Origin of the sequence: Pseudobutyrivibrio sp. 49 (genome assembly GCF_900100545.1) — a bacterium.
GTDB lineage: Bacteria > Bacillota > Clostridia > Lachnospirales > Lachnospiraceae > Pseudobutyrivibrio.
Genome location: NZ_FNDP01000006.1, coordinates 18336 through 37274 on the forward strand (window position 1 = coordinate 18336; position 18939 = coordinate 37274).

The 18939-nt window shown below is 38.8% G+C and carries 13 protein-coding genes; all 13 read right to left on the minus strand.

Going from position 1 to position 18939, the window contains the following annotated elements; genetic code table 11:
- Positions 1–18 precede the first annotated feature (18 nt).
- On the minus strand, positions 19–1125 hold the full coding sequence (locus tag BLP54_RS07030; RefSeq protein WP_090168100.1) for a hypothetical protein: 1107 nt from the start codon (positions 1123–1125) through the stop codon (positions 19–21).
- Complete coding sequence (locus BLP54_RS07035) at positions 1109–1996, minus strand: hypothetical protein (protein ID WP_090168102.1); 888 nt, start codon at positions 1994–1996, stop codon at positions 1109–1111. The genes BLP54_RS07030 and BLP54_RS07035 overlap by 17 nt, the downstream gene beginning before the upstream one ends.
- Positions 1997–2012: 16 nt before the next feature.
- Positions 2013–2726 (minus strand): hypothetical protein, encoded by a 714-nt coding sequence (locus tag BLP54_RS07040; protein WP_090168105.1) that lies wholly within the window; start codon positions 2724–2726, stop codon positions 2013–2015.
- A gap of 17 nt (positions 2727–2743) precedes the next feature.
- Complete coding sequence (locus BLP54_RS07045) at positions 2744–3250, minus strand: hypothetical protein (protein WP_090168108.1); 507 nt, start codon at positions 3248–3250, stop codon at positions 2744–2746.
- A 13-nt stretch (positions 3251–3263) separates the two neighbouring features.
- Complete coding sequence (locus BLP54_RS07050; protein ID WP_143002005.1) at positions 3264–4304, minus strand: hypothetical protein; 1041 nt, start codon at positions 4302–4304, stop codon at positions 3264–3266.
- Between the two features lie 176 nt (positions 4305–4480).
- Positions 4481–5902 carry an isopeptide-forming domain-containing fimbrial protein gene (locus BLP54_RS07055; protein ID WP_090168111.1) on the minus strand — a complete coding sequence of 474 codons (1422 nt, stop codon included), beginning with the start codon at positions 5900–5902 and terminating at the stop codon, positions 4481–4483.
- A 28-nt stretch (positions 5903–5930) separates the two neighbouring features.
- On the minus strand, positions 5931–9659 hold the full coding sequence (locus BLP54_RS07060) for a DUF7604 domain-containing protein (RefSeq protein ID WP_090168113.1): 3729 nt from the start codon (positions 9657–9659) through the stop codon (positions 5931–5933).
- A gap of 257 nt (positions 9660–9916) precedes the next feature.
- Complete coding sequence (locus tag BLP54_RS07065; RefSeq protein WP_090168114.1) at positions 9917–10759, minus strand: isopeptide-forming domain-containing protein; 843 nt, start codon at positions 10757–10759, stop codon at positions 9917–9919.
- 13 nt (positions 10760–10772) lie between these two features.
- The gene (locus BLP54_RS07070; protein WP_090168116.1) at positions 10773–11654 is read right to left on the minus strand and encodes a class C sortase; all 882 of its coding nucleotides are present in this window, start codon (positions 11652–11654) and stop codon (positions 10773–10775) included.
- Positions 11635–12477, minus strand: coding sequence for a class C sortase (locus BLP54_RS07075; protein ID WP_242870655.1), 843 nt, complete (start codon positions 12475–12477; stop codon positions 11635–11637). The genes BLP54_RS07070 and BLP54_RS07075 overlap by 20 nt, the downstream gene beginning before the upstream one ends.
- Before the next feature lie 81 nt (positions 12478–12558).
- Positions 12559–13965, minus strand: coding sequence for a SpaA isopeptide-forming pilin-related protein (locus BLP54_RS07080; protein WP_090168121.1), 1407 nt, complete (start codon positions 13963–13965; stop codon positions 12559–12561).
- A 13-nt stretch (positions 13966–13978) separates the two neighbouring features.
- A complete protein-coding gene (locus BLP54_RS07085) occupies positions 13979–17605 on the minus strand; it encodes a SpaA isopeptide-forming pilin-related protein (RefSeq protein WP_176754497.1) in 3627 nt (1208 codons plus the stop codon).
- A gap of 207 nt (positions 17606–17812) precedes the next feature.
- Positions 17813–18829 carry a glycosyltransferase family 2 protein gene (locus tag BLP54_RS07090; RefSeq protein ID WP_090168126.1) on the minus strand — a complete coding sequence of 339 codons (1017 nt, stop codon included), beginning with the start codon at positions 18827–18829 and terminating at the stop codon, positions 17813–17815.
- Positions 18830–18939: the final 110 nt, after the last annotated feature.

The following is an 18939-nucleotide window of genomic DNA, read 5'->3' on the forward strand; positions in this document are numbered from 1 at the left end:
CCTAATTCACATTAATTATTAATTCTTATGTTTCTTATCGTAATTAGCCTTCATTGTTCCAATGATTGCAATTAACAATATTAGAATAGCAATTATAGCTATTATGATTAAATAACGGATATACAACAAATATACCGGAGTATCATGTCCCTTAGGTGGTTCTGGCTCTGGAATATTAGTTGGTGTTTCTTCACCTCCACCTAATGGAACATCTGCTTCACCAATTGTTGTAGTGTCACCTGCCTCTGCCTGACCTGCCTCGGCACCACCTGCGCCTCCTGCTGCACCCTGGTCACCTCCACCTTCTACTCGGTTATTAGTAACTCCTTCACCAGCATCCACGATTTCTCCTGGGATTGTCTGGTAGGTATACTCTGGATCACCTACTTCTGTTGAATATACGGTATTAGTTTCCTCGTTATAAATTGTTTTAGTATCAGTGATTGGAGAACCACCTGACTGCTTCTTATATCTGAAGGTGAATTCTTCGCCACCAACAAGGGCTTGCTCTACATAAAGGCTTTGTCCCTTATAAGTACAACCTGGATTGGTCTTTGTGGTATCAATCTCATAACCTGAAACAGCTTCACTAGGAATATAAAAATTCTTCTGTCCTTGAATTCCATAATAGGTAACAGGAGCAATAGTCCTATTAGCACCTTCAAACTTTACGGTATAAGAAACAATTGTACCAACACCATATGCAATTACGTAGCTTTCATCATGATCTACAGTGTAGGATAAATCTGCATACCAATCATTAGCTCCGCCTCTGCGAACTCCTTTTACAATATATTTGTCTGAGGAGCTGGTATCGACAGCTGCTGCACACTTAAGTCCAACTTTATCTGTTGATTTAAGGTTTGTAATATAGATGACTTTGGAATCAGAAGTATCTACCTTAGGGAGGTCTTCTGTTCTACCATCTCCAGTATCAACTGTAAGAATTCCATCTAAATCTCTATTAAATTCGAACCGGTCATCACCAATTCCAATCCATACAGTATACTTTGTGCCTGGATATGGCTCATCTGCTGCCTTGGCAACCATAGGTAACGAAAGTACTGCGGAGATAGCAAATATAATGGATAATACTAAGCCTAATGCCTTACTGCTCTTCTTCATTACAAGCTACCTCCTTTCTTCTCTGTTTCATCTCCATAGAGAAATAACAAAGAATTATGAGTATTCCCAGTACCAATCCTACTGTACAGGCGATAACTGGTAATATTTCATCCCCTGTTCTTGGATTGCCTGAGCCACCGCCTGCTAAAGGCATTGATGGGTCTCTAATAACAACTATCTCTGACCCACCAGGTACTTTTGAAACAACTCTATTTGTTTTTGTGTTAGTCACATATTTTGTAACTGTTTTTATTTCTGGAGGTGTAGTTGGAGTTTTCTCTGCACCAAATACCAAATCTATATTTGCTACAGCATCCATGTACAAGCTATCCTGCGAATTACCATCAAGTGTAATTTTTAGGAATACTGTGCCATCTCCTCCATTAGAAAGAGTTCCAAGCTTATAATAGGTCTTCTCGTCATTGCCAAGGCTTGTCTGATTAAGCTCTTTAACCTGATGCAAACCTACAACGTCGCTTTCACCACCTACTGTATCGTCATTATATAAATAAGTAGTGTTACCGCCCTGTGTATAATATAGCTGGAAGGTATATGCTCCGCCTGAAGCATCCTTTCCATCTTCAAGCGAATCAACTATATCTGTGGCCAGATAAAAATCTGCTGACGCATTTGAGGCATTCTTATAAGTTGCCTGATAAGTAACTGTATCACCAGGCATTACCTTAAGGATTCTTTTCGCAGCCTCTAATGCAGAGGTGCTGTAATCTGAGCCAAGCTTTTCATTTGAATCGAAAGTTACTGTCCATTCTACAGCCGGATGATTTTTTGCTTCTACATTTAATACTGGTGTCATAAGCCCTGCCACAGCAAGCGAAAGAGCAAGGACTATATTTAAATATTTAATCTTCATAACCTGCTCCTTCCTCCTAAAGTGTAGGCTTGCCATCAATAGAAGTAATTACGCCTGAATCTGGAACGCTGCACTCAACATTTATACCCCATGCTCCATAAATTGCATCCTTAGCATTGTTAGCCTGAACTGCATCAACCTGAAGTGTTACATATGCTTTCTGCTGATCATAAACATATATGTTTTCGATTAGTGCTTCAGTAATCGAATGCATGACCACTGTAGTAACCTTATCATCTAAGCTAATACCTGTAATAAACTGAACTGTGTCTCCACAAGGAACTGGCTTTGTATAATACCAAACCTCCTGTTCGTATGTGGATTCTGATTCGTTTTTGAACCATCCCTCGGCTGTCTTTATGTTAATAAGTCTAGGATCTAAGGATTCATCCTTTACGCGATCGTTTAGCCAGCTCTTTCTAACTACAACCCTGATGTATTCATCATAACCCGCGGTTTCGTTAGAATTGTTGGTTACTAAAACATTCTCCTCGTAAGTCTTTCCAAATGCAAAGGTCTCATCATCGAATGCCTTTTCAATCTCTGGAAAAACCAACTTCCCATCTTTTATATCTCCACTAACATCTACTGCAATCTCCGCTGTGTTGAATTTGATTTTGTCTATAGAATAATCAGTGAATGCGGCTCTTGCTGCCCCAACAGATGTCGCTGCTAAAACTATACAACCCAATGCCAACAATAGCAGAGGGCTCTTATAAAATTTTTTCATATTAACACCCTCCTAATCTATTGATTACCGAGATCGTAAACATTCTGACTGGATACTGCTCCCTTCCAATCAACATTTCCATCCTTGTCATACATTACCTTAACAGCTTCCTGAACAATAATTACGTTGAAGTTTCCAGTAGCATCCTCTTCTCTTGTAATCTTTAAAGTAAGAGGTGTCTCTTCTGGTGTTGACTCCCCTGGTGCAATAGGATCTCTATAATAATAGTAACCGTCTCCACCATCGCTCCAGCCATCTGTAGCTTCAAAGATAATATTTACATCATCAGGATAGATAGCCTTTGCTCTTACAAAGATAGAATAATCACCAACATTCTTGATGGTAATCTTCTTGGTCATATCCTTGACCTTTTCTTCTATCTCTGGAATGCCATCACCGATAGAAACTATAAACCCGCCTTCCACATCTGTGGTAGCTGTGAAATACGCCATCGCAGGCTTTACAGCAACTGTACATATCATTAATGCAATGGCTGCAACTAATATAATCCGTTTATTTTTCATAATCAGTTACCTCTCATTCAACAACATCTTCTATAAAATGAATATCGCCATTTTCATCTTCAATAAATGTATTTTCTGCTGCAATTCCACCAACAATAAGTCCGCCACTGTAAGTATTTTCAAATTCTGCGGTTACTATCGGATCGCCTTCTTTTTCATATGGAATAACCACAAGTCCATCTACCACCATTTTTTCTTCATCAACTGGCTTGTAGCTTGAACCTGGATAAGCTTCTGTTACTGTTAACACTGCAGTAGCTGGTATATCTACGTCGATTATCCTATCGTTTGTACCAGGTCCATCAAAGTCTATCTTATATACATTATTAATAACTACCTTTCCATCTAAGGTGCCCTTCACATCGTAAACGAAGCTCTGTTTACCCATTGAAATGTTATATTTATCCAGCTTCTTAACTATCCTTAGCTTTCCTGTTCTTTCAATCTGCGTTGACTTCAGATTAAAGCTAGGATTATAATCCCATTCATCTGAGCCAGTACCAGTAGTAATAAATGTGCTTGAAGGAGCAAATACTACATAAGGTGTAAACTCATATGCATATCTTGAAGTTGCATCTTCAGTAGATCTCTGTGGAATGTAAAGGTAAAGTCCAACGCCTTTTTCTAAAGGATCGCTTGTGGCTGAGATATCACCATTTTTTCTATCAAGAGTAAACTGTTCATCCTTGCCAACCTGCTCTGCCTTCTCCATCGCGGGATCTACAATTCCTGTAATTACATCCTGAGAAGTTGCATTTTTCTTATTTAAAACAGAAAGGTCAATGCCTGCAGTTGCATATCTGTCATCTACAGTCAAAGTTCCTGTTTCATCCATGGTAGCAATTCTGTATAAATAGATATCCACTTTTCCTTTGTATTCTGTAGCAAAAGCAGAAGTATCACCATCGGCCACCTTTGCAGTAATAGTAACTGGCTTCTTTGTATCTACTCTGCTAGCTGCTCTAAGGCTGTGAGCTCCTATGCCCAAAATACATAAGGCTAAAGCCATGCATATTCCTATTAGACCTTTTCTTCTTAAACTAACTTTAATCACTGGCGACTCCCTTCCAAGCCACTAGGCCTTCAACATTATTACTATCCTCCGATTTACATCACCCGGAACAAGGTACTGAACCAATATCCTCTTCCTGATAATGTAGTGGATGTCACTCCCCCGCCGTGAACCTACTGCGACGGGGGAACGCATCCTATTTTTGAGCTGTTGTATTATTACTTGATTGATTTGTTCTTCTTATTTGCGAAGTATAAACCTGCTGCAACACTCATTAAAAGTACACCAAAGCCTGTGAAAGCTGCTGTACCCTTACCACCAGTGTAAGGAAGCTCTGAAAGCTTTGTATCATGCATTGTAGCATCACCTAAGTAAGAAACAATCTTTCCATTATCCTTAATTTCTTTCCACTCTGGTTCTTCATCATGAGGATTAAGTGCATATCCCTCAGGAGCAAGAACTTCATGGAAGCTATATTTTTCATCAGGTGAGAAACCATCTGCTGAAGCTTCACCGTTTTCATCTGTTACAAGCTTTGTAGCCTCTTCTTCTGTAGCTACCCAACCTGCGAGCTTACCATCTTCAATAACTGCATATGATGTAACATCATTTACTTTCTTAATGATTACAAACTCTGCGCCTACAAGATATTCAGGCTCATTTGCATCAGCTTCGTTCATCTTTGTAATCTTAAGTGTTCCAGTCCAAGATGTAACTGTTGTTCCAGTTTCTGGCTTATCACCAATGTATGCCTTATTGTTTACTGCTGGAAGTGTTCCATCAGCAATAGCTGCGTAAGAAATTACAGCCTTATAACCTGCATACTTATTATCTTCCTCTGGATCATCACTGTGAATAATTAAATCTGAAATGTCAATTGTAAGCTTTGTTCCATTCTCAGTTGCGGCAATCTGTCTTGTCTCTGTGTAATTAAGTGCTTCAATAGTAATGGTAACTTCTGTAGTAGTTGCACCTTCTGCTGTCTTAAATACACCACCAGAAAGCTCATCGTTGATTACGAAGGAAGCCTCTTCACCCTTAGGAGAATAAGGAATTGTTACCTCAACGTCATAAGGAATCTCAGCACCATACTCAACTGCCTTATCATCATTTTCATTTACTAATTTCTTTACTACGAGTGTAGGAGTCTTCTTAGCTTTTACCTGAAGAGTCTTACCTTCAGCAATATCCTTTGCACTTACATAAACGAGCATTGGACTATAATCGAAATTCTCTTCAGTACCATTAATCAAATACAGACCTGGCTCTTTAACTGTCAGTGGATTTGAGAATGGCTTTGTAGCTCCAACATCACCGAGCTTAGATAAGATTTCAGCCTCAGTAGCTGCCTTTACAAGAGCATCGATATCTTTCTGAGTATCTGCGTCAGAAGTATCAAAACCTGCAAATAATGGTTTAAACTTATCTACGATTTCCCAACCTGTAACTGTTTTACGATTAACTACGATTACCTGATCATAGGTAAGTGTTGCATCGTCTGCATTTAAAACCTCAATCTTTGCTCCAGTTCCAGAAGATGGTGCATCTAAACCTTCATCTGTAGCTGCTGCTGTGATGGTCATAGCAAACATCATGACCAGTGCCATGACAAGTGTTAGTAACTTTCTTACTTTCCTCATAGGTTTACCTCCTTTATTGATGAACCACTTAACTTACAACTCTTGACTTTCTCTTGTTTCTATAGAAAAGGAATACCGAAGTGAGCATTAATACAATTCCGTATAATGTTGTTCTATAAATTCCGTTTCCACCTGTTTCTGGCAAACTATAAACTGGGAAGTTCTTAAAGTAGAACTTGTAAACAATGGTCTTTCCGTCTCTGTATCTATCAGGCGTGTACTCATACGCCTCCTTGCCTGTCTCACTTACTGTTACAGTTGGCTTGTTATCTGCATCCAACTGAATTGTCCAGGAGTCTGTGCTTCTTGCATATCCAACTGGCGCATCCTCTTCAGTGAGAGTATAGGTTTTTGCCGTTGTGATTGAACCGACCGCACTAGTTTCCCAAGCTACAAGTCCGTTCTGATCAAATTTACTTGTTCCAAAGAACTGCTTAGTAGCATCAGCATCATCCTGTAACTTGAATACCGCTTCACCAAGCTTCTCGCCATTCTCATCAGTCTTGTAAATTTCCCAAACGTTATCAAAATGAACCTGAACAACTGGCATTGGGAGATATTCGGTATAGCTCTCACCCTTAAAGGTGTATGTAGCCTTGGCATTCTCCTGAACATTTGAGAAGAAACCTGGCTTTCCAGCCGATGTTTTCTCAGCTGCATACATATGGTCAGTTCCTGCCTCACCTTCCATGCCTTCTGGATAATGCTCGTTGGCATTATAGTAATCGTCATATGCCTTTTCGCTTGGAATAACTGTCATCTTCACCTGGTAACTATACTGATTCTTTAATTCATAGCCATCAGGGAAAATCAGCTTCATTATCTTTGTGTCAGCATCATATACAGCCTTCATATATACCGAATGATCTTCTGATAAGTAGTAATATGCAGGGGATGTCATCTTTCCTTCGTTATCAATGGTACCTGATTCTCTAGGCTCGTCAGGACTATTTGGTAACAATACAGGAGTTTCTGATGCACCTTCGCTGACACTAATCTTAAACTCTGAATTTGGCTTAATGTCTACATATTCACTAAGCTGATCAATCATTTCAGCATTTGATGCATATTCATATCTAACATCTGAAGTCTCACCACCAGTAGAGATTTCTGAAATAGTACCTGCGAGACCTTCAAAGGTTTCACCAACCTGATTTGCAGCTACATTCTTTGCTTCCTTAACAGTTGCCTGCGCCTTAGCTGCAAGCTTATCAAGAAATAGCTTACCGTCTTCAGTACGAAGTGTTCTTGTACCATTGGAATTTGTAATGGCCAAGGTTCCCAGTCCCATACCAATTACGTAGAACTGATCACATTTAATCTTTGAAGCTGCTGTCATTGAAGCATTGTATGTAGCTTCATTAGTGTAAGTTCCTCCACCAGCGTAACCATTTCCTGAAACATATAAAGTTGGATGACCATCTGTAAGGAAGATAATTATCTTATCAGCATCTGTTCTGCCACCCTTTTCAAGCTCTTGCTGAGCCAACTCTAAACCTGCCTGATAATTTGTGCCTCCTGTACAGTTCCTTGTTACTGCTGAGCTTACATCATCAGTATCAATCCAACTGCCTGATACTAAACTTGAATAAGTAGAGAAATCAATAACCTTCCACTTGGCATCAATGTCATCTTTGCTCTTGAATACTCTAACCATGTCAGCAACTGCGTCCATGACATAATCAATATTTTTGTAGCTGCTGGTCTTAGGGTCATTCTTCATAGAATTAGATTTATCAATTACCAATACCACATCTACATTCTTCTTTTTACTTACAGTATTGGTTTCCTCATCATTGACAATCTTCTTAATCTCTTCCTCTGGTCCGGTAAATCTGCAAGAGATTTCGTATTCATCCTGCGCTTTTATGTAATTAATGTATTTGAACTTATCTGCGTTCTTAGTAGGTGTTACGATGGTTTTAACAAGACAGTTCTTAAACTTCATGCTTGGGATATTTGACTCAGTTAATTCAGCCTCAAGCTTTCTTGGTGTTGTAGTGTCACCATCCTGAACTATAAGTTTTTCCTCTTCTCCTAAATATGCCTTTGTTACAAAATCATCAAAGCTATAGGTTCCAGAAATCGATGTTTCAGTTACAGTATATTTTCCATCTGCCAAATTATGGAACTTTACTGTTTCCCCTGGAGCTAATACAAACTTACCGTTCTCATCAGTCGCTAATGTTGTTGAATCGCTCTTGTCACTTTCATAAGGCTGATTTGCAAGTGGTGTGCCCTGTTCATTTGTAATTAAATACTCATAGGTTGTTGCTGTATCATTTGCAGCATCACTCGTTGCAAGATTCTTAACAATAAGTCTTGTATCTGCTCTGTAGAAAACATCAATATTGATTTCTACCCTAGGATGTGAGCTTGAAGTGTCAAAGGTTTCGAAGGTGTTACCATTGTTCTTTAGCTTTACAGTATAATTAATGGTGCTGCTTCCAGATTTCTTTGTAGGGGTTATAGAAACCGAGGTAACTACCTTATCCCCATACCTTGCTTCTACAAATGAGTAACCATCGATAGGGTTATGACTAACAAATTCTGAAATGTCATTTTCTACTTCTGTACCAACCTCTGTAGGAGGGTTTAGAGTTCTAGTACCTTCACCAGGTGTAAGCTCATTACTACTCTCTAATCTATTGATTAAATCAACCTTTACTGTTCTAGAGCTTGTTTCTATCCAAGTAATGACATATTTTGAAAATGAATTACTTGTAAATTCTGCAGAAGTAATGGCCTTGCTATCTGTTACATTAATTGCAGCCTTACCTGCTTCTGTTAATTCCTCAACTTCATTTGTTTCTTCATTGAAATGTTGAACAAGTATGTTTTCTGTTGCTTCGTTGTTTGCTATATCCTGTGGAAGTGCTTCGCCCTTATACTGTAGTGATACTGTAACCTCACCACTTGGCTCTACCTCTTCCTTAGTCTCAATATCCTCAAAGTAAATGTCATATGCCAGGAAGCCCTTTACTTCATAATCCATTTCCTGAGCTTCTGTGCTTAATGTTGCCTCTACATTTTCGTAGTCTTCCTTTGTAGCCTCGTCATCCTTCTTAATAGGCTTAACCCTAAGATCTGCATTTTCAGGAATGGCACCACTTATTGTTACGATTACCTCGTCATCCTCATAAGTAAGGATTGGATCTGGAAGTCTATGATAACCACAACGGATACATACGCCATTCTCATCAAACTCACATGTTTCTGTGTACTCTTCCATATCGCACTTGCTGCATCTTACTGTATGAGTACCATCACCGTTTGATGTATAGATAAGGTCGTGCTCACATTCTTCCTCGGCTTCTTCGTCTTCCTTATCCTCTGACTCCTCATCTTCCTCTTCATCCTCGCCGTCCTCATCATCTTCGCCGTCCTCATCATCTTCGTCATCAGATTCAGCTTCCGGATCATCAGAATCACCCTTTATGGCATCCACCACCTTTTCAACTACTTCTTCGATAGCATCTACGATGCCAGTAGGTGTGGTCTCATCAGGGATAGTGGTTACTTCTGCAGTTTCAGTTCCCTCAGGCGTAACTGCCTCAGTGTTCTCTGCAGGAGCGGCTGGCTCCTCAGTAGCTGGAACATCAGAAATAGCAGCCCCATCTGTTGTCTCCACAGCTTCTGCAACTGCTGGAGTCTCCCCTTCACTTACGTCTGCAAAAGCAGATGCTGAAGAAGTCAGATATAGAACTGCTACTATGCTTAATGAGATTATTCTATTGAATAAAGCTTTTCTTTTCATATAATTCTTCCTCACTAAAACCAAACTACTGAACCAACACATTCGATAAATCGTTTCGTAAGGTATAACTTATAATTGTGTTATACGAAATAATTATCGTAATGGTAGGATACCACTTGTTGTGTGACAAATCTGTGAACTGGCAAGAGTTTTCAGATAGTGGCAAGAAATATGTGATTTAGCTACACAATTTGTGAAGAAAATGTGAAAAGACCGGTTATATAACCGGTCTTTTAGATATATTAATATTCTGTTTTTTACTTTGTATTATTCTTCTTATTATCAGACGCCATTCTGAAATACCATAGGATAAAAGCCATACCAATTATAAAAGCTATTCCGCAAAATATAATTGGAAGAACTGAATCTCCTGTCTTAGGACTTCTACCATAAAGAGGGACCTGTGAGCCCATTTCAATAATATCCTCACCAAATCCTACTACATCATCATCGTCGCCGTGGGTTGGAGTTGGTTCGTCAGGAATATTAACTTCGATAGGAGTTTCCTGTGGCTTTATAATGAAGCTAACATTGTACTTCCATGTTTTATCTGCATCTGCTGCACCAGTAACTATAAAATCACTTGATGGAGCATAGATAACATAAGAAGTAAAGCTGTACTTATATTTTTCATCAGAAACAGGCTGTGGTACATAAAGATAAATACCTACGCCTTTATCTATTGTAGCAGTACCAGAAAAAATATTATTTTGTCTCGATGCTGTAATTACAGCATCTGCCTGCTGACTGCCAGCTGCCTTAACAGCTGGCTCAACAATATTTTTCTCTATATCTGCAACCTTTGGATTATTTGCAAGAACTGATAAATCAATTCCACTATTCTTATAGGAAGGAGAAAGGACTGGTAAGCCAGCCTCATCAAGGGTAGCAATCTTATAAAGATTGATATCAACTTTTCCATTATAGCTCTGAGCAAATACTGATGTATCTTCTTTACCTACCTGTGCAGTGATTGTCACAGTAGCATCTGTATCGATATGTCCTGCTGCATGAGCTGTAATAACTCCTGCTCCGCCAACAGCAATAATAACTGTAAGCAAAAGAGCAAAAATATTCTCCTTTATACCAAAAAACTTCACGGTATTTTCTCCCTTAAGCTTGTTTCCTTCTAAAAATCTTACTGATAATCAAAATAATAAGTATAGTAAGTATTACTCCTGCTATACCAAAAATCAGGTAGTAATCTTTAACTGTCTCTACCACAGCTGCTGTTCCGGTTGGAACCTCATCCTCACCCAAATATTCGATTCGAGTGCCTCTGACAAGAAGTCTGTGGGTGTTTACACCATAAGGTGTACAAGTAAATAAAGTAACATAGTCCTTTCCTGGCTCTATTCTCATAGCCTCTGTAAGGGTATCTATGTCTTCCGCTTCAATCATGTCAGAAATCTTATCGACTTCGTAGGCAAGTGTATCATCCAAAACATGGATGTAAAACTTATCGCCAATCTCCATCTGATCAATATTGGTAAAGAGTTCTGCATTTGGCAAACCTCTATGACCTACAATTACTGAATGAGTTCCAGCGCCTCCAATAGGAAGTGCTGTTCCATTAAGATGCCCCAAGGCCTTCTGGATATACTCATCATAGGTTCCATGCATAATTGGAAGCTTTACATTAATCTTTGGGATGGATAAATATCCCATTATTCCATCACCATTAAGATTTAATACAGAATAATACTCCGTATTTAGAAAATCTTCTGTAGGTGTCACTTCATTGCCATCAGAGCCTGTGTTAAAGGCATCTGAACCTATAGCATTTACGGTAATCTTTTCATTAAATGCCTGAGCGGCAGCCCATTGAGAAGAATAATCATCCTCTGTCATTTCTGAAAGGGTAGACTCGTAATTATTTATAAGTCTGCTTTGGACATAGTTGTTCCACTCATTAGAGATGGTTGGATAAGCCAAAAATACAGCCCCTGCAACAAACAATATGAAAATAAATAATTTAAATATCCTTTGTTTCAATTACTTCTGCCCTCTTATTACGATGCCTGTCAATCAGATACAATATCAAAATAAAAGCTGCTACTATTGAAAGACCTACTATAACCCAAAGAAGGTAATTGGTATGAAGACTAACTGCACCAAAGGCCGGAGTCTTTGCATCCTCCAAAAGCTTTGGAGTGTACTCAACTCTGTGACCTCTTACCATTAATCTCTGGGTGTTTACGCCATATGGAGTACAGGTAATGAGTGTACATAAATCCTTTCCTTCCTCCACTTGAAGTAGTGACGTATCATCTGGCTCAACCACATCAATAGAATCAATTTCGTAAGCGTAGTACTCATCCATAATGATGATAAAAAAGTCCTCACCAATCTCCACCTTATCCAAATCTGTGAAAAGAGTGGCGCTAGGTAAGCCTCTGTGTGCCGACAAAACTGAATGTGTGCTCGGTCCTCCTACTGGAAGTGAAGAGCCCTCAAGATGACCTACACCTATCTGCAAAACATCCTCATTAGTAGTGTGGAATATCGGTAGCTTTACCTTAATTGATGGGATTTGAATATATCCCATAATTCCATCACCATTGGCGTTTAAGATACTCATGTATCTTTCGTCAACACCATTTGCCTCTGCCTGAGCAAAGGAATCCGGCAGGATGCATGGAAGCAGATCCTCATTATACTGATAGGCCTTCTGAAGCTCTCCTTCAGCATTGATAGTGCCTGACTCGATAGCTTCGGATACTGACTCTGTATAATTGTTTACCAATTTAGACTGTACATGGTTATTCCAGGTATTAGCCACAAGCGGGTAAAACAGCAGGGTCAGACCAGCTATCATCAAGGCTCCAATGAATATTAATTTATAATTGTTTTTAAAAAATGATTTCATTTAATCATCGTAACACATAAATGTGTCCATTTAGTTTACAGAAGCCTTTTTCTTTGTTGCAAAGTAAAGAGCTGATGCAAGTGCCATAAGAGCTACACCAAGTACTGTAAAGATTGTTGTTCCCATACCACCAGTGAATGGAAGTGAAGAAAGCTTTGTATCGTTGATAGAACCTTCCTGTGAAAGAAGTGCCTTCTGTGATTCTGTAATTGTGTTCTTGTTTGTAAGGTCTTCGCTTAAATCTGTGATAGTAACCTTAGCACCTGCTGGATTGATTGAGTAGCCCTCTGGAGCCTTTGTCTCTGTGAAGAGATATGTACCTTCATCAAGACCTTTAATCTGAACCTTACCCTTTGGAGCTACGATAGTCTTTGTAGCACCATCAGCCTTCTCGTCTACAAGATTGTAAACACCTTCAGACTCCTGTGCGAAGTAAAGAACTGTACCGTTCTTAGAAACCTCGAACTCAGCACCATTAAGGATTGTCTTTCCATCCTCTGCATACTTGATAAGTGTGATATCTGCTGGCCATCCCTTTACTGTAGGTGGGTTCTTTGGCTCGCCATTCTCATCCTTATCATATGTGCTGTCATAAGTAACGTTTGTGAATCCATTTGAACCGATAACTGTTGCTGTGTACTTAACTACTACAGTCTTACCAGCGTACTGATCGTTCATTCCTGATTCTACAAGTGAAGTAAGGTCCATTGTATATTCTGTGTAACCATCCTTAGCTACGCCTTCACCAAAGTTGAAAGCCATTTCCTTGCCACCAACAAAAACTTTTACGTCTTCTGGAGCTGAAAGATTTGTCTCTCTATCGTAAATCTTGTACTCAACGTTTGTCTTGTTTGCCATGTATGGAACTGTAGACTTAAGCTCGAAGTTAACCTTCTGACCTGCTCTTACAAGACCGTCATCATCTTTCTTCTCCATATTGTTAGAAGAACCCTTAGCCTTGATTTCAACAGCCTTTGTTGTAGCTACATAGTTACCATTATCATCTGTTGTGTAAGCTACAGCTACCATTGTGTTGTACTGTACCTTTTTACCAACAACCTTAATCATGTAAACGCCTGCTGCAAGGTCTGTGAACTCTACATCTGTACCATTTACAGACTCAGCCTTCTTAACTGCTGTTGGATTTGCTGCTTCAAAAGCTGCATTAAGAGCATCTACATCAATGCTTAACTGATTATTGTCATCCTTTTTAGGATAAACAGCCTTAGCCCAATCTACTACTTCAATCTTATTCTTAGCTGTGTCAATTGAAGCAAGCTGATATACAGAAAGTTCTGTTTTTTCATCTCTCTCTGAAATATTAGTTACCTTGATTGTAGCACTACCTGTGCTCTGCTCAGCAAAAGCTGTTATGCTCATTGCCATCATCATTATCGCAGCTAAAGCGAATGCGATAACCTTCTTGAAATTCTTCATCTCAAAATTCTCCTTAAATGTACTTCTTTTTGTCTTTATATAACAACAGCGATGCTAAAAGTAATAGCAGTACTCCGCCGATTGTATAAAGATGAATTCCGCTTCCTCCTGTGGCAGGAAGTGTGTAAGCGACCTGATTTTCGAAGGAAAGCTTTACCGTCTTAAGAACACCACCATTTGAAAGTGTTTGTTCTTCAACTACTGTTTTGTCCTTCAAATCGCCTTGATTATTGATGTATGCCTGAACTCCATGCTCCATGTCAATGGTGATCTGCCATACATCCTCGCTCTTGGAGTATCCACCAGGAGCTTTGGTTTCTGAAAGAGTATAGCTTCCTACTGAAACCTCAATAGGATTATTGTTATTATCTCTATCACTAACAGATTTGTACCAAAGAACCACGCCATTAGCATCGCTCTTTCCATAGTACTTATCTGTAGAACCCTTTTTTGTAGAGGCAAGCGTGAATTCTGCCCCTGCAAGTGGCAACTGACTTGTTTTGCTAATCTTCATCAACTGCCAGTCATATATTTTAACCAAATTATTTTCAAACTCAGCGGCCTTTTCAGACACAACCGATTTAACATTATTTTCCCCGATTGATTCAAAATCTATAGATGCAATACGTTTTATATCAGCATCATCATGTCTATAAAATTTTACTGTTGCTTCATCATCAACAGTGATTTTTGTATCATAGTTTCCTAGCGTGTAGCCATTACTTGAAAGTACGTAGGTCTCCTCGATTTCATATTGAGTCTCCATAAGATTTTCAAATACCGCTACCTCTCCAGCCTTTAAAACAAACTGAGCATATTCATTTGTTTTGTACTCTTTATCGCCAATCTTATAAGGCTGATTTGCTAAATAAGAATGTACCTGTCCAACCACCTGCGAAATTACAAATACATACTGAGCATCCTTATCCTTGTTTTCCTCAGAACCATATGTAACCTTTTTTGCTACTGTAAGCTTCTTGGCAAACCTAATTGGATTATTCTTAATGGCTTTTACATTTATGCCAGGACCATAAACAGTGCTCCAGTAATCTCCAAAGGATAAGTTCTGTGCCTCAGCATCTAAAGCATAAAGCTTCTGACTTTGACTACCGTCAGAGTACGCTGTCAGCTCCAGTTTCCAAAGAGCATTTATAGGCTTGTTGTAACCCTCGGGTGCAGAGGTTTCCCGCATATAATAGATTTTTGTAACAGAATTTTGACCTTTTTCTATTACGCCCGCTGATAAGCCAGTAAAGGAAATTGTGCCGTCCCCATCTGACGTTACTACAGCTGGGATACCAATTCCCATATTTGCAACATTTGTGCAAGCCTCATCTGTGAAAAGCGTAAATTGAGCATTTGCCAAACCATTTTTGTTTTCATCAACCTTAAGACCTTTGAAATCTACTGTTCTGGTCTCAGTTTTTGTAAAGTTGTAGCTGATTTTACAGTTTGATTCGTGAGCACCACGCTCGAAGTAAACAACTGTAAGGACATGCTCCTTCTGGCTGAACTCCTTAACATCTCTTTCTGAAATAAGACCGCTATATAAATTGGATGTTCCTAACTGCTTGGCAACTCCACCCCAGTTTCCTGGTGCATAACAGGTCTCGTTCAAGGATGATGTTAGCTGGTTTTCTCTGTCGCCCTGAATGAGAATCTCGCCAGTTCTAAAATTAATCTGCCCACGTACCGCGTTGTGAACACCTCCGAGATCAAGAACAAGCTTTCCATCTACATATACAAAAACATCGTCATCACCAAAGAATTTGAAAATGGTGTCGTTCTCCTGTCCATCTGGTGCTGTCGTCTTTCCGTCCTCAGCTACACAGAAATTAATAGGAAGAATCATTCCAAAATGGTTGTCTGTAAATTTACCATCAGTTCCTTTAAATGGTCTGAATTCAGTTCCCTTGATACCTTCAATCCTATTGGTTTTTTCATTGTATATATATTTGTACTGACTACTATCTAGTGTCCAATATCCTTCCTTATCCAAATTAAACTGAACACTAGCATTGTTATAGTAGTTATTTATGTAAGAGTATTTCTTCCAGTGCCAACTATACTTCTTGGCAGACTCTTTATCACTGGAATAGTCATTGTAATTTGGGAAAATCTCTATCCCGTTATCATTTGCCAGCCTGAATTTACCATTTGAAATATCATTTGCAGCTAAGCCCTGATAAACCTGACCATAGCTACAGTGATTACTCTGCACGCCTGTCTGACCACTTCCAAACATGAACTGGTCACCAAAGGTCTTATTTTCGTTGCCAGCAACTTTTCCGTACTCACTACCATTTATATAATTAACAAGGGTAGCACCTGTAACATACTGGCTCTGCCCTGTAAAAAATGATGGCATAGGTTCTAATTCAACTACTACTGCATTGAAAATTTTATCCTTATACTTATTAGCTTTGTCATCATCCCTGTAGTTATTAGTCATTCTCTTTAAGGTAAGAGAAACATCACAGCTCGCTTTATAACCATCCACATTCACAACCTGAGTAGGATTCTTTTTATAAAAGTCGTCAGATGTAGTTTCATATAAGGAAACTTTTGCTACATAGTAGTTTATAGGAGCCTCAAAATGGAAATCAAAATGTTCGCTCCTATTTGTTCCATAAATAAAGACCTTACCATTGTCATTTGGTGCTAACTCGTATGGGGCACATGCAAGCTCACCAGTATCTTTATCAATCTTAAAATTGTTCTGCTGGTAAATTTTTACTGCAAATCTGTCCTTCTTATAACCACCATCCAAAGTATCTGTTTCCTTTGTATGACTTTGGTTTGCTGATGCCGATCCATAAACAGGATTATTGTAGAAATCCTTGTCTCCAAGCTTCTTAGAACCAGCGGTTAAAACATAAACCGAAAAGCTCTCTGCCTCAAAGGAAACCACTTCCTCTGTAATGTCCGATTCTATAGTCTCTGCTGTCTCATCATCCTTAATATGAACCACCGCATCTGTCTCGATTAAAGACGACTCAATGGAAACCTTTACGCTAGAGCCCTCCCTTGGCTCAATCTCCTCTCCGTCCGCTTCGAAGCGAAGATCAAAAGCGTAATAGTCTTCCATCTCATCAGCATCCACAGTCTGGCTTACCAGCTCCTTTTCAGAGCTTGTAAGCTTGACCTGGTCAGCCTTAAACTCGACATCCACATCAAACGTTCCTGCTGGAACAAAAGCTGATATATAAAAATCTCCCTTTTTTATATTGAATGTCTCGTCCTCGGACTTTTTTTTCTCCTCTGAAGCTTCTTCGGAATCCGCATTTTCCTGAAGCTCTTCATCGGTCTTCGAATCTTTTCGATTATTATCTGTTTTGGAATTTTCTTTTTTAGAACTAACTTCTTCAGAATTAATTTGAGTATTGCTTAGATTAGTTGATATATCTTCGGAATTGGTATTGCTCTGTTTTGTATTACTTTCTTTTGTATTACTTTCTTTTTTACTACTTTCTTTTGTACTACTATCTTCTGTATTACCTTCTTCGGTATTGCTTATTGTCTCCTGCCTGATAGAACCTCCGCCAGATTCTGCGGCATATACTGCCACCTGCGTGGAGAACAGCATCACTACCGAGAGATTAATACACAGTAACCTCCTTAAGATAGGATACCTTTTCATTAACATTAACTCCTTAAATAACTAGTCACACAACGGTTCCGCAATTTGTGTCCGTTTTGTGTCCGTTTTGTATCTTATGACTTTTATGCCTAAAAGGAAAGCTTATGGCAACATCTATTAGATTTTGGCAAAAAATAACCTAGTCTATTGTGGACTAGGTTATAAAAAATAATAATTTTTCATTCTATCCTTTAGTGATTAGCGTGATTAATTAAATCCTACTACCTTCTGTGCAATCTTGTAGGCAGTAATAGAAATAGCTCTGCCACCGTGACCTGGAAGGTTTGTAGTAGCACACATAAATCCATAGCGAAGCTTGCGATAGAGATAATAATCGTAAGACTTAATGTATCTCCATAAGTCGTGTCGCTTCTGCTGATTTTCCTTTGTACCACTCTTCATAAGAAGCACTGTAGAAATAACAGTAATCATTTCCAAATAGTTAAACATGTACTTTTTAACATGTGAATTATTAATATTTTTATAATCATATGCCTCAAGCATAAGCTTGTTTACCTTGATTTGCTGGTCGATACGTGAAATCATAACCTTCTCATTAACAGACTGGTCATCTCTACCAATGTAATAACGGTAGAAATCCACATCAAGATAATACATATTCTTTACGTATGGAAGTGGATAATATACATAAAGGTTATCCACATAGAAGGTATGCTTTGGAAGCTCCATTCCACAATCTCGCAAAAGCTTTGTACGGTAAATAACCGAATGCATAAGGATGTACTGACCCTTTCTAAAGTGGCCGCAGTCATCCCATGTAAAATACTTGTTCTTAGGAAGATTAGAGTATGACATAACCTTTTTGTGGCTAGCGCCTTCCTTATCATATACGAAATTTGAAATCAGCATATCCAGATTCTTGCCATTCTCAACAGAAAGGCGAAGAGTCTTTAAAACCTTATCATATGCCTCTAAATCAACCCAGTCATCAGAATCTACAACCTTAAAGAAAAGACCTGTGGCGTTCTTAAGACCAGTGTTAACAGCCTGACCATGTCCTCCATTTTCCTGATGAACAGCTTTAACAATTGTAGGATGCTCAGCCTGAAGACGATCTGCTATCTCTCCAGTATTATCCTTCTGGCTTCCGTCATCTACGATGATAATCTCTACATCCTCACCGCCGTGAAGAAGAGTCTCAACACAATGCTCCATATATGCAGCTGAATTATAGCAAGGTACTGCAAATGATAATAGTTTCATTATTATTTATTCTCCTTAAAACATCAAAATCTGTTTTGATTTATGCACTTTTTGAACAACTAATTTTATCAAATTACAGTTTTGTATTCAACTTATACAAAACTGTAAAT